We start from the raw sequence: 15800 nt of genomic DNA, 5'->3' as shown, positions 1-15800 counted from the left end.
CGTTCTTTTTTAGTGTGAATGGTCGCCACCGCCTTCATTTTTAATTAAATGGCTTTGTAAATAATAGGCACCTTTTAAAACAATTTTAGCCTTTGGATCTATTTTTTGCAACGGAGTAACCTGGATGTATCCTAACTGAGAAGTACCCGTTTTAATTTCAACCCTTTGGAAATGAAATGTCTTTCCTTCGTTGTCATCATGTTGGTGGCCGTCTTCATGCGAATGTCCTTTTTCGCTGTCGTGGGCCGCTTCTTCATGACCTTCTTCCAGTACAAACATAAATTCACGACCGTCGGCTTTTACGATGGCTTCCACTGGAAGTGACTGTACGGCATTGGTTCCGATGTCGATTAAAGCATTTACATACATACCCGGAATCAGTGCATTTTTTTCATTGTTGATATCGGCATGAACCGCTACCGATTTGGTTTCATTTTCAAAAGCCTTACCAACGCTGAAAATAGTTCCTTTTATCGCGGTATTGTTCTGATTTGTCAATACCAGCTGAACGTTTTGTCCCTGTTTTACTTTGTGCAGATCTTTTTCATATACCAGCAGATCCACATGCAATTTGGAATTGTCAACGATGCTTAATATCGGTTTACCCACTTCGACATTACTACCGATCTTAACATTGATTTCGGTGGTATAACCTGAAATGGGCGCCAATACCGGAACCGAAGTTACCGCAGTATTTCCCGATTGAATGTTCAACACACCTAACTGTTTTTGAAGGGAGTTAAAACGCGCCTTTTCAATTTGATATTCAGCTTTTGTTTTCTGGAAAACCTTTTTCGAATTGACTTCTTCTTCGCTCAGCGTTTTTTGTCGGTTAAACTCCTGACTTAAAAACTCCAGATTGCTTTTTGAAGTCAGGTAAGCCTCCTGTAATTTAGTGAATTCCGGGCTTTCTATAGTGGCCAGTACCTGTCCTTTCCGAACATATTGCCCTTCAATAACCGTAATGGTTTTTACCACACCCGGCATGTGCACGGAAACATCCGCCTGGTTTTGCGGCGGCAGTTTGGTATAACCGTTGGCATTAATAACCTCACTCAGGTTTTTTAAGGCATAGGTTCCCAATTCTACATTGGCAGCCTTAAACTGCGCCTCGTTTAGTTCGACTTCTTTGTTAACAGTAGCCGCTTCTTTTCCGGTAGTTTTCTCCGTACCGTGTTCATGACCATCGCCTTCCGTATGGGTATGGCGTAAGGCGAAATAGAGGACAAGGCCGATGATCGCTAATCCGGCAATGTTTAAATATATTAGATTTGATTTTTTCATCGTCTTAATTGTTGATTAGGTATTGAATGTTGATAGCCGTCTGGTTGAAATTATGAATCGCATTGCTGTTGTTCAGCTGGATGTTCAATGCGGTTTCAATGCTTTGCACATATTCTACATAGGAGATATCGCCATTCTGATAGGCTTTGGTTGCATTATTACTGATTTTCTTTGCATTGGGCAAGGCAGTGTTTTTGTAATAATCCACTAAAGACTGATAGGTTTGCAGTTCCTGGATTTGCTGTTGGAACTGGCTTTTAAGCTGATTTTCCAGATAGGCAGCATTTTTTTTCTGAACATCGATATTCGTTTGGGCTGCTTTTGTTTTAGCGATGGAACTTCCGGCAAAAATAGGCAATGCCAATCCTACCGAGAATGTCTGAAAACGGGGAGAAGCATCATAATAAACCGCCTGTCCGTTTACTTCCTGGTTTCCGGTGATGGACTGAATGGCATAGCCGGCAGTGATATCGGGAAATAAGGTTGCTTTTTCCACTTTTTTGAAAGCCTCTGCTATATGTACCTGTTTTACTGCCAGTTGTATTGCACTGTTTTGTTTGATCATTGAACTGTCGGCAACACTTAAAGCAGATAAGGCAACAAAAGCAGTATCGGCAGGAGTGAAGTCGGTATCCCGGTTGATCAGCGCTTTTATTCTGGATTTTTCAACCCATATTTTAGCATCATTCTGTTTGATTAACTGTTGTAATTCCTGTTGTTTGGCAATGGCGACGGTTTTTTCCAGCGAATTGGTTTCACCGGTCTGAAACTTTAGTGAAGCAGCTTTGACAAACTTTTCCATCAGCTTGTTTTGGTTTTCCAGCAACTGATTCTGTTTGGTATAATACAGCATCGCATTCCAGGACTGACGGATATTAAAAGTTGTTTCCTGCTTGGTCACTTTCACTTTTAACTGTCCGGCAGCATTGTTTTCATTCAGCAGGCTCTTTTTGGCGCCATACTGAAACGGATTAAAGCTCTGTGAAATACTGAAACTTTTATCTTTTGCATTCGAGTTGATTTGTCCGAATGTACCCGATACTTCTGTTTTGGGAATTTCAAAAGCAGAACCTTTCAGCTGTGCATGCATTTTGCTTTCCAGTTCGGAAGCCTGAATATTCAGGTTATTCTTAGAACCCAGTTCGATCGCCTGTTTTAGATCCAGCGGCTGTACTGTCTGCGCGATGCTTTTTGACGGGAGGAGGAAGAGGCAAAAGGTAAATAGCAAAAGGCAAGGGGTAAAAGGCAAGGAGTAAAAAGCAAGGGGCAAGGGGCAAGGGGCAAAGCCGGAACGGGAATAAATAGTATAATTCCGGTTTGTTTTGTGCTCATTGTTTTGCACAGATTGGTCTTTATGGATGTTTCTTTGCCAATGGTCTGTTTTTATATTGAATATCTTTTTCATTGTTTAATATTTTTGAGGATTGTTTATCATGTGATGTAGCAATCGTCCGACTTCTTCATTTTTGGATAGTAAGGCTGCTTTTATTTCTTCTTTCAGGTAATTACAGGAAAAGGCAAAATCGATCCAGACGGAAGTTTCGGAATTTTCCATATCACAATCGGAAAGTTTTGAAACAAAGTGAGCGGGATACTGCCTTTTCCGATAGGCTTCAGCAAGATTTGCACAGACACTTCTCGAGCTTCTTCTCACCTGATCGGTCAGCGCATAACGCTCTTCGACCGGAAAAGATTTCGACATTTCAAAAATGTCCATCGCCAGTGAAAAAGCCTTTTTATATACGGTTGTTTCTTTAAAACTTGTCGCTCCCATAAGCCCTGAATTTAATGTTGTTCATTGTTTTACAATTGCCCTTTGCCAATTGCTTTTTTGCTTTTTGCCAATTACTAATTGCCTCTTGCCTTTTCGCCCCTTACACATCCCCTTGCTTTTCCCCGATCCCTTTCTCAAAATACAGGTACAGTATCGGCAATACGATTAAAGTGAGCAGTGTAGCAGTAATCAGTCCGCCGATAACTACGGTTGCCAGCGGTTTTTGCACTTCGGCACCGGCACTGGAACTAATCGCCATCGGCAGGAATCCTAAAGAGGCTACGGAAGCAGTCATTATAACCGGACGCAGGCGGACTTTGGTTCCTTCTTTGATACGGTCATAAACATTGTGCATGCCTTCCGCTTTTAGCTGGTTGAAATAGCCTATCAGCACGATTCCGTTTAATACGGCCACGCCGAAAAGGGCAATAAAGCCTACACCGGCCGAAATACTGAACGGCATGTCCCGAAGCCATAAGGCAAAGACACCACCAATAGCCGATAACGGAATTGCGGTAAATATCAGGATCGATTGTTTAACGGATTTAAAGGTGAAATACAGCAAAACAAAAATTAGCGCTAAAGCAACCGGAACGGCTATCGCCAAACGCTTGTTGGCATCAATAAGGTTTTCAAACTGACCGCCGTAAGTCACGAAATAACCATCGGGAAGTTTTAGCTGTGCATCCAGTTTTGCCTGGATTTTTTCCACTACTGATTTCACATCGGCACCGCGAACGTTAAAGCCAACTACAATACGGCGTTTTCCGTCTTCACGGCTAATCTGCATCGGGCCGTCTTCAAAATTAATATCGGCAACCTGCTCTAACGGAATCTGATTTCCGGAGGGCAGTGTGATAAACAGTGCTTTTAAATTGGAAATATCCTGGCGACTGTCGCTGTCCAGGCGTACGACCAGATCAAATCGCTTTTCGCCTTCATAAACCAGTCCGGCAGCTTCCCCGGCAAATCCCATACGGATTACCTTGTTCAGATCGCCGATTTTTAAACCGTATAAAGCCAGTTTGTCTTTATTGTAACGAACCGTAATTTGCGGTAATCCCGCCACACGTTCCAGTTTGGCATCCGATACTCCCGAAATTCCGTTGATAAGCTGCATGACTTCGTCACCTTTGCTAACCAGCATTTCGATATCATCCCCGAATATTTTAATGGCAACATCACTCCGCACACCGGTCATTAACTCGTTAAAACGCATTTGAATAGGTTGGGAGAACTCGGTTGTAGCACCTGGAATATCTTCCAGTGCCTTTTCCATTTGTTGCATTAATTCCTCTTTGGTCTTCGCCGATGTCCATTCGCTTTTATCTTTCAGTAAAATAATCATATCGCCGGCTTCGATCGGCATCGGATCGGTTGGAATTTCAGCACTACCGATTTTGGTTACGATCATTTTAACTTCCGGGAATTTGGCTTTTAAAATTTGTTCCGCTTTAGTGGTCGCTTCAATTTCCTGCGACAGCGAACTACCGGAAGCAATGATCAAATGGGTTGCGATGTCCCCTTCATCTAAGGTCGGGATAAATTCGCCTCCCAACGAATTGAAAACGAACAATGCTGCGGCAAATAAGCCAATGGCTACCGCTATTATAGCGCCTTTTACCCGCAATGCCTTTTCTAAAAGCGGGGCATAAAAGTTGTATAAGCCGGTAATTATCCTGTCGCTGATGTTTTTCTTGTGTCCGGTTTCTTTCTTTAAAGCTAAGGAACTCATCATCGGCACGTATGTTAGGGACAATATAAAAGCACCAAGAATAGCAAATGAAACCGTTTGTGCCATTGGTCCGAACATTTTTCCTTCGATGCCTACCAAAGCTAAAATCGGCAGGTAAACGATCAGGATAATGATTTCGCCAAAAGCGGCACTGCTTCTTATTTTTGAGGCGGCTTCAAAGACCTCTTCATTCATCTGTTTTGTGGTAAGTTTTCCTTTATTGCTCACCTGCAGCCTGTGGATAATGGCCTCTACGATAATAACGGCACCGTCAACGATCAGTCCGAAGTCGATAGCTCCGAGGCTCATCAGGTTACCGCTCACACCGAAAAGACGCATCATCGAAATGGCAAAAAGCAAGGATAGCGGAATAACGGAGGCAACGACCAGTCCGGCTCTCCAGTTGCCAAGCAGCAATACCAGTATAAAGATTACAATTAAAGCTCCTTCAATCAGGTTTTTTTCAACGGTACTGATGGCCTTGTTTACCAGTTTGGTACGATCCATAAAAGGTTCGATACTCACACCTTTCGGTAACGACTTTTTAATCTGTTCCATTTTTTCCTTTACGCGGGTAACCACCTGGCCGCTGTTTTCTCCTTTCAGCATCATGACCATACCGCTCACTTCTTCGCCTTTTCCGTCTTTGGTTACAGCACCATAGCGAATACTGCTGCCAATCTGTACTTTGGCCACATCGCGGATCAGGATCGGAATACCGTTTTGGTTTTTAACCACAATTTTATTGATGTCGTCTATACCGTTGACCATACCGATACCGCGGATAAAATAGGCATACGGTTTTTTGTCAATATAGGCACCGCCGGTATTTTCATTATTCACTTCCAGGGCATCAAATATTTCGGAAATGGTGGTGTTCATGCTTTTCAGCTTGTCCGGCTGAACGGCAATTTCGTATTGTTTCAGATAGCCGCCAAGGGTGTTTACTTCAGCAACTCCTTTGGTACCAATGAGCTGCGGTTTGATAATCCAATCCTGGATGGTGCGCAGCTGGGTAGCGTCATATTTGTTTTCATATCCTTTTTCGGGAAATACCACATATTGGTATATTTCGCCCAAACCGGTACTCACCGGTGCCATTTCGGGTGTACCGACACCTTTTGGGATGGCATTTTCGGCTTCTTTAATGCGTTCGGAAATCTGGGCTCTTGCCCAGTAAATATCCACATCTTCTTCAAAAACAACGGTCACCACACTCAATCCGAAACGGCTAATGGAACGAAGCTCCACAATTTTAGGAATGGGTTTAACCGATTGCTCGATGGGATAGGTGATGAACTGTTCGACTTCCTGCGTTGCCAGAGTGGGCGAACTGGTGATGATCTGTACCTGATTGTTTGTAATATCCGGTAAGGCATCAATAGGAAGCGTATAGGCAGAATAGCCGCCTACAACAATCAGTATCAACGTGAAAAGACCAATAATAAATTTATTATTGATACTAAAATGAATTATTTTATCTAACATTTTGTATATATAATGAATAAGAACAGTAACAGCAAACCGCTGTTGTACTTTGCAGCAATGCTACAGCACTTTCTTACCCGATGAAGTTCGGGTTCATTATACTATTTGAGGGGGTTGCCAGATAGTATCATAAAAATCAGAAGTAAATACCGACTGATAGTTTGGCAATTGAATTTCGATTTCGGCAGTAACTACTGAAAGGTTAAAAACAATCTCGGGCGCATAGTTCATGATCTGGGCACCGCAACAATTACAAACACAAAAAGGGGAACACAAATCGTTTTGCTGATCGTGTGTGTGTTTATCGTGATTCGAAGTTGTTTCTTTTGAGGTTGTATTATGGGCATGGTTAACGGCTGCATCGGCACAAGGAATACTTGCCAGCAGTACAAAGTAAAAAGATAATATGAGGGTTAACCATTTCACGATGTAAAGATAAAAATATTTTTATTGCGTTGGGTACTCTTTACTTTTTTATGAGAAAATTAATAATAAAACCCCGTAATCCGGGGTTTTGATGCTTATTCTCTAAGGGTTGTTTTATCGGCTAAAGCCATTTTGGCAATATCGTCTTTGCGTTTGAATGCCACTCCTTTGTGTTTTTGCATATAGGTGAAAAGTTCTTTTGCGGCCTGTACCATTTGGGGCGTTCCGCCAATACGGTCGTGAAAACTTACCGAAAGCTGCCGGCGTCGGAATTCCGATTCGGCATATAACTGGTCGAATTCCATTTTTACCTGGTTCAGAAACTGATCGGCGGAGAAGTTTTTACCTTCTACCAATACAATATCGTTATTGCGCAGCGTGTAAGGTACCACTGCAAAATCTTTGTTCTTTACCTGAATGATAAAAGGTTCGTCACGGCTTAAATCGTCTATATGGTATAAAAATCCCAGTTCCTGTAGGATATTCAGCGTGTTTTCTCCTCGTCTCAGCCAGTTGGCATTATAACCCACCGGGGTAAATCCGGTTACTTTTTTTACGGCATTAACACCGTCCAGGATGAACTTTTTTTCTTCTTCATACGGCATATTGTATTGGGATGACCAGCTCATGCCGTGTGCGGCGGCTTCGTGTCCGCGTTGCACAATTTCTTTTGCTAATTGCGGATTTTTTAAAACGGCGGTTCCAACCATGTGGGAAGTAACTTTAATACCCAGTTTGTCCCAGTTGTCGAGCATACGCGGAATCCCTTCCTTATAACCGTAATCATACCAGGTATTGGTAGGCAGATCCCGGAATCCTTTGTCCAGGTTTTGCGGGAACGGACTTTCGGCATTTTCCGGTTGTCCGCCGGCTTCAAACTGCATGGAGACCGAAACGACCAATCGGGAACCGTCTGCCCATCTGGAGTTGGTGTACTGTGCTGTTGTTTCGGGCTGTCCGTTGAGAGCCGAAAAAGCATCCATAGGCTGTACCATGCCGGCAAGTCCTATAAGGCTTCCCTTTTTTATAAAATTTCTTCGGGTTTCCATAATAATTATTTTTTAATAAGCATATCCATTGCAAAAGTGTTGCGGTCTGTAAATTGCAGTAACAGCGCAAAAAACAATACGTGTATCAGTTGGGAAGGAATTGCTTCCCAGTTTTCGATTAAAGCAGTTCCGATAAGTAGCAGGATCATCACGATGGCACCCAGTGTTGCTGCAGTTTTGTAAATAATCCCAATAATAGCAGTAGTCCGATGCCAAATTCGGCTATGGGCAAAACATAACTGAACGGCAGCACTATTATTTGGGGTAACAGGGTGTTTTCAAAATTTCCCGTCATCCAGGAACTGAAAGCGTTAAGTTTTGGCAACCGTACCAGGCCATGTCCGAACATACTTGCCCCAATGGCAAGGCGCAGCAATAAAAAGGCAGTTGTATTCATTATTATCCGTTTTAGTAGGACAAAGTTCGAACGGTAACAATGGAAAAAACGGTATAATTATGGGAATTAATTGTACTTTTTGGGGTAAAGTAACGGGGTAGGTTAAAACAGCAGCGATATCCGGGAAAACAGGCAGGGCATATTATTCTTTTGGATTAGGTAGCAAAGTCTTATAAACAGGGCTTATCTTTTTATACTTTTGATAAACTGCTCATTCTGAATCTGAATGGAAAGGACCTCATATAATTTTGTGGCTAATGCAAGAGTGACGTCTTTATCACGGGCTGTATAGGACATGGAATAATAATCATAATTGTCTTTTTTGATTATGATTGTACAGGAAGTTTGTCCCTCTTTCGTTTCTTCATAACATTTTACATCAACGTGATACTGTTTGCAAAGAGTGATAAACGCATCATAAAAAATGGCTGTTTCAGCATTCTTAATTTCGGATGCTATAATATTGATAATACCAGTGTTAGCACCTTCGTTGTTTTGAAATTTCAAAATGGTTTTTTGAAACTCCTGCCGGTTTATTTTTGGAGCAAATGTATCGTTCATAGTATGGAAACTTATTTGACAAATATATTAATTGTTGCTTAAGTCTTTGGTATCTTAAAAATCGATTGGGTATTTCAGTATATTATTGCCAATATAATCACTAAAAGGGCTAAGAAATATTCTTATAAATTATTACATTCTATCAACTGTATTAGTACTAAATTCTTTACATTTGAGTGTTAAATTTTTATATTCCGAACTTATGGAACAGTTAATTCTGGAACAGTTAATTCTGGAGCAGCTTTGGAAGCGGGCGCTTTCACCGGAACCAACGGATGATAATCTGTGGAACCAGGAGATAGAAACATTGTATCGCCTGGGAATAAGTATGGAGGAAGCCATACGGTATCTGTATTTTGAAAAACCAGACCTGAACACTTTTCAGGAATGGGTAAAAACACGTACCAATATCGATACGGATGCTGAAGATGTTACAACAGCGGATGTGCTGACAGCCGAAGATTTACAGTTCTGGGAAGAAAACGGTTATGTGATTGTGAAAAATGCTATTTCCGATCCGGATTGTGAGGCAACCCAACAGGCAATATGGGAGTTTTTAGGCATGCATCCGGAACAGGAGGCAAGCTGGTATAAAAGCCATGACGAACAGCGGGGACTGATGCTTACTTTTTCGGATCATCCGACACTGAATAAAAACCGTCAGTCGCCCCGGATCAAAAAAGCTTACGAACAGTTATACAAAACCGACCGGATTTACAAGACCATCGATAAGGTTAGCTTTAATCCGCCGGAAACGGCTCATTATACTTTTTTAGGCAGTCCGCTGCATTGGGATGTAAGTTTGAAATTACCGATCCCGTTTGGCCTGCAGGGATTATTGTATTTAACCGACTGTGGTCCGGAGGACGGTGCTTTTCATTGTGTGCCGGGTTTTCACAACCAGATTGAAAACTGGATTCATGCCCAGCAGCCCGGTAGTAACCTGAGAGAAACAGCACTAAAAACATTACAGCCGGTTCCGATAACCGGGAAAACCGGTGATTTTATCATCTGGCATCAGGCATTGCCGCATTGTGCCAGTCCGAATCACGGAAAAGTACCCAGAATGGTTCAGTATTTGACCTATTTTCCGGAAGATTACCAAACTGCGCCCGAATGGCTGTAGTGCCGTTGGGAGGCTTTAATCGCTTCACGAATAAAAATCACAGGTATTTGCGATTAGTTTTATAATAATTTTAACCTCGCGGAGTTCTTAAAAACATAAATTGCAGTTGAATTCCAATAAAAAAAGAAAAATATGAGCAATATAAAAATACTATGGGTAGATGACGAGATCGATTTGTTAAAGCCACATATATTATTCTTAGAGAAAAAAGGGTATAGCGTTTCAACCTGTAACAACGGGCAGGATGCTATTGATATATTTGATGATGAAAACTTCGACATCGTTTTTCTAGACGAGAATATGCCGGGGTTAAGCGGACTGGAAACCCTTGCGGAAATTAAAGAAAAGAAATCCTCAGTTCCGGTAATCATGATTACCAAGAGTGAGGAAGAATATATTATGGAAGAGGCGATAGGTTCCAAAATTGCCGATTACCTGATCAAACCGGTTAACCCGAATCAGATCCTGCTGAGTTTAAAGAAAAACCTGGATCACTCCCGACTGATATCGGAAAAAACGACCTTAGACTACCAGAAAGAATTCCGGAAAATTGCGATGGATATGGCCATGGTAAATTCGTATGAAGACTGGATAGAAATGTACAAGCGTCTTATTTTCTGGGAGATGGAACTTGAAAATATTGAAGACCAGAGTATGGTTGAAATTTTGGAAAGCCAGAAGCTGGAAGCCAATTCGCAGTTCGGAAAGTTTATCGAAAAGAACTACGAGGACTGGTTTGACCCGAAAGAAGAGGCACCTATCATGTCTCACCAGTTATTCAAAGAACTGGTGGTACCGGAACTGCGAAAAAAAGAAATGCCGATATTGTTTGTTGTGATCGACAACCTGCGTTATGACCAGTGGAAGGCTTTTGAAAGTGTGGTGAATAATCATTACAAGCTAGAAAAAGAAGTAAGCTACTATTCGATTCTGCCAACGGCAACGCAATATGCCCGTAATGCTATCTTTTCTGGCTTACTGCCCTTGGAAATGGAGAAAATGTATCCGCAATATTGGAAAAATGATGTAGACGAAGGCGGAAAAAACCTTTTTGAAGGCGAATTCCTTACCGAGCAGTTAAAACGACTACGTATCGATATCAAGCAGGAATATTATAAGATTACCAATTTTAAAGACGGTAAAAAACTGGTTGATAATTTTAAAGGATTAAAAGGAAATGACCTGACCACGATTGTCTATAATTTTGTAGACATGTTATCGCATGCCAAAACAGAAATGGATGTGGTAAAAGAGCTGGCTTCCAATGATAAGGCATATCGTTCCTTAACGCTGAGCTGGTTCCGGAATTCCCCTTTACTGGAAATTATTCAATTGGCACAACAGCAGGGCTTTAAATTGATTTTAACGACCGACCACGGAACGATTAACTGTAAAAATCCTTCCAAAGTGATCGGGGATAAAAATACCAGCCTGAACCTGCGTTACAAAACGGGAAGAAGCCTTACTTATGAAGATAAAGATGTTTATGCGGTAAAAGATCCTAAAAAGATCGGATTGCCGGCAATCAACATGAGCAGTTCGTATATATTTGCTAAAAACGACCTCTTCCTGGCGTATGTGAACAATTACAACCACTACGTAAGTTACTACAGAAATACGTATCAGCACGGCGGTATTTCGCTTGAAGAAATGATCATTCCGTTTCTGATATTTAATCCGAAATAAAGACTAACTGTTTAAGGGATAGCCGCTATCCCTTAAACAGTTATTGTGTAAGAAATTATGTAATGTGATTTCAATAAAATAAGTATATTTGTTTTTTATCGATACCTCTATGCAAATAACCTTCTCATTGGATGAAATCCAAGATGTTGCCAAACAAATATTATCCCAGAACCTGAAAAAAGTAATTACTTTCCATGCCGAAATGGGCGTAGGGAAAACAACCTTAATTAAGGTATTGGTTAAGGAACTGGGCGTTCAGGATATGGCGAGCAGTCCTACTTTTTCATTGGTCAACGAATATGAAGGCAAAAGCGGTGAGAAGATCTATCATTTTGACCTTTACCGGTTAAACAGTGAAGAAGAAGCTTACGATATGGGTATCGATGAATATTTCTATTCCGGTGACTGGTGTTTTATTGAATGGCCGGAAAAAACACCAAATCTGATACCGATTGACCATGCTGCCATTCATATTAAATTACTGCCAAACGGAAAACGTTTTTTAGAGCTGAAAAATTAAGCGGAATTTTTACTTTGTAAGTATTTCATTAAAAATAATTTATCACAAAAAAAGTTGTACTTTAGTGCAAATTATTGCGTAAATCATGTCATTAAGTCCATTTACAAGACAACAATTACTTCCCCAAGAAGAAAAGCTGGAAATAGCGAAACAAAAAGGTGAACTTTTCATCGGAATTCCTAAGGAAGTTTCCTATCAGGAGAGAAGAATTTGTTTGACACCCGATGCGGTTAATTCGCTGACCTATCACGGACATCGCGTACTGATGGAAGCCGGAGCCGGAGAAAGCTCCAGTTTTTCAGATAAGGAATACAGTGAAGCAGGAGCGGAGATCACCAAAGACCGCAAGAAAGTTTTCAGCTGCCCGATGATTTTAAAAGTGGAACCGCCTACAATAGACGAGATCCACCTGATGAACCCGCAGACAATCGTTATCTCAGCCATTCAGCTAAAAACGCAGAAAAAGACCTATTTTGAAGCGCTGGCGGAAAAGAGGATTACCGCTTTGGCTTTTGAATTTATCAAAGATGAAGACGGTTCCTATCCGGCCGTAAAATCGCTGAGTGAGATCGCAGGAACCGCTTCCGTACTGATTGCTGCCGAATTAATGATCAACCAGTCTTTTGGAAAAGGATTGTTATTGGGCAATATCACCGGTGTGCGTCCAACGGAAGTTGTGATCTTAGGAGCCGGAACGGTAGCCGAATATGCAGCCCGTACAGCAATTGGGCTGGGCGCAAGTGTCAAGGTTTTCGACAATTCGATAACGAAGCTGAGACGCCTTCAGAATACTTTAAATCAAAGAATATTTACATCGACCATACAGGAAAAATCATTGCTGAAATCGTTAATGCGCTGTGATGTGGCTATTGGCTGCATGAAAGGAAAAAACCGCGCACCGATTATTGTTTCGGAAACGATGGTGGAAAACATGAAAAAAGGGGCCATCATCATTGATGTAAGTATTGATACCGGCGGCTGCTTTGAAACTTCTGAAGTAACCACCCACGAAAAACCAACGTTTATAAAACACAATGTTGTTCATTATTGTGTTCCCAATATCCCTTCCCGTTATTCCAAGACCGCTTCCATGTCGATTAGCAACATCATCAGTCCGTTTCTTTTGCAGATTGCCGAAGACGGCGGTATAGAAAGCGCTATCCGATGCAACAGAGGACTTAAAAACGGGATTTATTTTTACCACGGCATCTTAACAAACAAGTCGGTTGCCGATTGGTTTTCAATTCCGTACCGGGATATCAACCTTATCGTTTTTTAAAGTAAGTTGTTCTGGGTTAGCCCGAAACAAATGATTACTTTTGCACAAATTAAAAAAATATGAAATTTAAATTCCGTTTAGCCTATTACTTATTTGGATTGTTAATAGGTTCAATGTTCCTTACTTTTTTCTTAAAAGAGAAGAAAGCCGAGTTTTGTTATTTGCCAAATTGCCGAGTTTTAAAAGATTTGAGAAGCAAACCGATCAGTTATTCGGCTGAAACGACTGCTAAATTCAATGAAAAATGGGTGTCGATGGACGATATTAAGAAAACATTGGAGTATGGTGACGTTGATTTTTCAAAAAGTAACAAACCGCTTGACAAAGGTAAATTATACATAGTGGAAGGCAAAAACGCTAATAATGAAAATATTACGGTTTCCATCGTGAACTACTCGGATAAGGTGATTGTAAAAGATGTAAAAAAAGAATAATTTTTTTTTCCGAAAAGCTTGCAGAGTTAAATATCTTGCCTATATTTGCACTCGTAATCAGGAACACAATTACTGATGACAACAACAAAATAGGGCGATTAGCTCAGCTGGTTCAGAGCACCTCGTTTACACCGAGGGGGTCGGGGGTTCGAACCCCTCATCGCCCACAAGAAAACTCAAGCCTCACTAGGATTTCCTAGTGAGGCTTTTTCTTTGGTACAACATTATTTAGTAGCTGTATGCTATTTTATGAAACTGCTTAATCATAACGCTGTAAAATTTATAGAAAAATTAAATATTCAAATGAAATCAAAAATATTAATGTTTATTGTATCTCTTTTAATTGCTGTTCTGGTATTCAATTTTTACGGATATAAAATACTTGGGATTGAAAAGTTCGTTGAAAAAAGAGAAAGTTGTGCTGAATATTCAAACGGTGGTGGTGAAATGACAACAACATATGGGATACTCGAATTTTCTAAAGACGATGTCCTATATTATACAGAGGATTCGAACCATAGGAATAATGGTTATAAAAAATCTTTTAAATACTCAAAGAAAGATAATTACATATATATCAAAAGAAGCACAGAGGATTACATGCTTGTTGATTTTGATACAATGAGAATTGTTGGGGATACATTACGCGGTTGCTGCGGAACGGCATTTATCAAACAATAATGAAGAAAAATATTTATATATTATTTCTGTTTTTCTCTTTTTTATTTTCTTGTTCTACTCAAAAACTAAACAATGATGCGGTAACCAAAAAAGTAAAAGGTACTGTTTCTGATGACATAGGCATTTTACCGTTTGTACAAATACTCGTAATAAATAAAAATACCACAGTTAGAAAAACATTAACTGATTGGGACGGAAATTTTGAAATAGAAGTAAAAAAAGCGAAATTTTAGAAACTAGGTGTGTAGGTTTCTATTCTGAGCAAATTATAATTACTGATAGTAATGAATATAAAGTCAAATTAAAATGGAATGACGGAACTAGCGATAAAAAAAGACAACGCGATTTAAAAAGATTGGCAAGAAAAAATGGAGGTTTTTATATAGTTCCAGATTGATGAATAAAAACTGTACACAACACCTTCTGGCGTGAGCGTTTGAACCCTTCATCGCCCACAAAAATTAAAACATAGCCACTGTATTACAGTGGCTATGTTTTTTTATGTAATTTATCGCTTAATTTTTACTTTCTCAAAAAAAGAAAATTCAATTTACCAAAATAGATCACTCGTATTGTCCCTTTTTGTGTATTATTGTAAAAACCTGTGCTTGATTATGGAGAGCATATACATCCATAATAAAGCAGATATGCGCTACAAAGTAGCGGGTATATATAAGTCGGGAAACCATCGCCACTTTTGCGCGACGTTCCCCCAACCGCCGGCTTTGTATGCTATTTTCAAAGAACAGAAACTAAAAGGCAATTTTTAATGTTAAACTAAAATTTTGTTTATGAAAAATATTTTAATTTTATTTATAGTATTTACTTTCTTTTGTTGCAAACAAAAAAACGAAGATTTTAAATTTTATGAATGTGAATTCCTTTTTTCAGAGGTAGCTGGCAATCCATTTGACAGTATTGATAAATATAATAAGTGGGTTGATAACAAACAAGACGCAATAAATTTGAAAGTCCATTTTAACGATTTAGAATTAAATAAAAGAAATTTGAATAGTCTCTACAAAACAAAAGCTCAATACTTTTTTATCATTGGTGGCGGTGGAATTTGGGTTCAGGCAAAAAATTGTAGAGCCGAAATTAAAAACGATACACTTTTTATAATTTACAAACCTAAATGGAACCGTGAACCAGTAGGCGAAGCCGCATCAACAATGATATGTATGGAATTGGATAAAACAAAATATCCAAATTACAGAGAACTTACAATAGATTATATACAGGAATAAAATGAAACCCTCTCCCGGCTTGGCATACAATAAATAAAATAATGCATTGAAAATAATGAGAGTTCGAAGTCAGGAAACTTTTGCACAGCAAGGAGACCAAATGAGAAATTAAC

The 15800-nt window shown here is 40.0% G+C and carries 17 protein-coding genes and 1 tRNA gene; 9 read left to right on the top strand and 9 right to left on the bottom strand.

Going from position 1 to position 15800, the window contains the following annotated elements:
• Window positions 1-9: 9 nt before the first annotated feature.
• From HW120_RS13570 to HW120_RS13535, 9 genes are all read right to left on the bottom strand, one after another.
• Window positions 10-1284, bottom strand: coding sequence for an efflux RND transporter periplasmic adaptor subunit (locus HW120_RS13570; RefSeq protein WP_177734624.1), 1275 nt, complete (start codon window positions 1282-1284; stop codon window positions 10-12).
• Window positions 1285-1288: 4 nt separating this feature from the next.
• On the bottom strand, window positions 1289-2689 hold the full coding sequence (locus HW120_RS13565; RefSeq protein WP_177734623.1) for a TolC family protein: 1401 nt from the start codon (window positions 2687-2689) through the stop codon (window positions 1289-1291).
• A 3-nt stretch (window positions 2690-2692) separates the two neighbouring features.
• Window positions 2693-3058 carry a four helix bundle protein gene (locus HW120_RS13560; protein ID WP_177734622.1) on the bottom strand — a complete coding sequence of 122 codons (366 nt, stop codon included), beginning with the start codon at window positions 3056-3058 and terminating at the stop codon, window positions 2693-2695.
• Between the two features lie 100 nt (window positions 3059-3158).
• A complete protein-coding gene (locus HW120_RS13555; RefSeq protein WP_177734621.1) occupies window positions 3159-6281 on the bottom strand; it encodes an efflux RND transporter permease subunit in 3123 nt (1040 codons plus the stop codon).
• A 96-nt stretch (window positions 6282-6377) separates the two neighbouring features.
• Entirely contained in the window at window positions 6378-6707 is a 330-nt protein-coding gene (locus tag HW120_RS13550) for a DUF6660 family protein (protein ID WP_246296992.1), read from the bottom strand.
• A gap of 95 nt (window positions 6708-6802) precedes the next feature.
• Window positions 6803-7756 carry a polysaccharide deacetylase family protein gene (locus HW120_RS13545; RefSeq protein WP_177734620.1) on the bottom strand — a complete coding sequence of 318 codons (954 nt, stop codon included), beginning with the start codon at window positions 7754-7756 and terminating at the stop codon, window positions 6803-6805.
• Between the two features lie 5 nt (window positions 7757-7761).
• Window positions 7762-7908 (bottom strand): hypothetical protein, encoded by a 147-nt coding sequence (locus HW120_RS17755; protein ID WP_246296991.1) that lies wholly within the window; start codon window positions 7906-7908, stop codon window positions 7762-7764.
• The gene (locus HW120_RS17750; RefSeq protein ID WP_246296990.1) at window positions 7905-8153 is read right to left on the bottom strand and encodes a DoxX family membrane protein; all 249 of its coding nucleotides are present in this window, start codon (window positions 8151-8153) and stop codon (window positions 7905-7907) included. The genes HW120_RS17755 and HW120_RS17750 overlap by 4 nt, the downstream gene beginning before the upstream one ends.
• 183 nt (window positions 8154-8336) lie before the next feature.
• Window positions 8337-8714: a hypothetical protein gene (locus HW120_RS13535; protein ID WP_177734619.1), complete on the bottom strand. Its 378-nt coding sequence runs from the start codon at window positions 8712-8714 to the stop codon at window positions 8337-8339.
• Window positions 8715-8916: 202 nt separating this feature from the next.
• Here HW120_RS13535 and HW120_RS13530 point away from each other — a divergent pair, with 202 nt between their 5' ends.
• The 9 genes from HW120_RS13530 to HW120_RS13490 all read left to right on the top strand — a co-directional run bounded on the left by HW120_RS13530 (window position 8917) and on the right by HW120_RS13490 (window position 15687).
• Window positions 8917-9840 carry a phytanoyl-CoA dioxygenase family protein gene (locus HW120_RS13530; protein ID WP_177734618.1) on the top strand — a complete coding sequence of 308 codons (924 nt, stop codon included), beginning with the start codon at window positions 8917-8919 and terminating at the stop codon, window positions 9838-9840.
• 132 nt (window positions 9841-9972) lie between these two features.
• A complete protein-coding gene (porX, locus tag HW120_RS13525; RefSeq protein WP_177734617.1) occupies window positions 9973-11526 on the top strand; it encodes a T9SS response regulator signal transducer PorX in 1554 nt (517 codons plus the stop codon).
• A gap of 109 nt (window positions 11527-11635) precedes the next feature.
• A complete protein-coding gene (gene tsaE, locus HW120_RS13520) occupies window positions 11636-12046 on the top strand; it encodes a tRNA (adenosine(37)-N6)-threonylcarbamoyltransferase complex ATPase subunit type 1 TsaE (RefSeq protein ID WP_177734616.1) in 411 nt (136 codons plus the stop codon).
• Window positions 12047-12131: 85 nt separating this feature from the next.
• A complete protein-coding gene (locus HW120_RS13515; RefSeq protein WP_177734615.1) occupies window positions 12132-13325 on the top strand; it encodes an alanine dehydrogenase in 1194 nt (397 codons plus the stop codon).
• 59 nt (window positions 13326-13384) lie between these two features.
• Complete coding sequence (locus tag HW120_RS13510; RefSeq protein ID WP_177734614.1) at window positions 13385-13759, top strand: DUF4258 domain-containing protein; 375 nt, start codon at window positions 13385-13387, stop codon at window positions 13757-13759.
• 92 nt (window positions 13760-13851) lie between these two features.
• Window positions 13852-13926: transfer RNA gene (locus HW120_RS13505), tRNA-Val, on the top strand.
• Between the two features lie 136 nt (window positions 13927-14062).
• Window positions 14063-14440, top strand: a complete 378-nt coding sequence (locus tag HW120_RS13500) for a hypothetical protein (protein WP_177734613.1) — start codon at window positions 14063-14065, stop codon at window positions 14438-14440.
• Window positions 14440-14673, top strand: a complete 234-nt coding sequence (locus HW120_RS13495) for a hypothetical protein (protein ID WP_177734612.1) — start codon at window positions 14440-14442, stop codon at window positions 14671-14673. The genes HW120_RS13500 and HW120_RS13495 overlap by 1 nt, the downstream gene beginning before the upstream one ends.
• 558 nt (window positions 14674-15231) lie before the next feature.
• Complete coding sequence (locus HW120_RS13490; RefSeq protein ID WP_177734611.1) at window positions 15232-15687, top strand: hypothetical protein; 456 nt, start codon at window positions 15232-15234, stop codon at window positions 15685-15687.
• The last annotated feature ends 113 nt before the right edge of the window (window positions 15688-15800 follow it).

The sequence above is a fragment of the Flavobacterium inviolabile genome (genome assembly GCF_013389455.1).
GTDB lineage: Bacteria > Bacteroidota > Bacteroidia > Flavobacteriales > Flavobacteriaceae > Flavobacterium > Flavobacterium inviolabile.
Note: the sequence above shows the minus strand (reverse complement) of the source record. Positions and strands in the feature narration are given on the sequence as shown.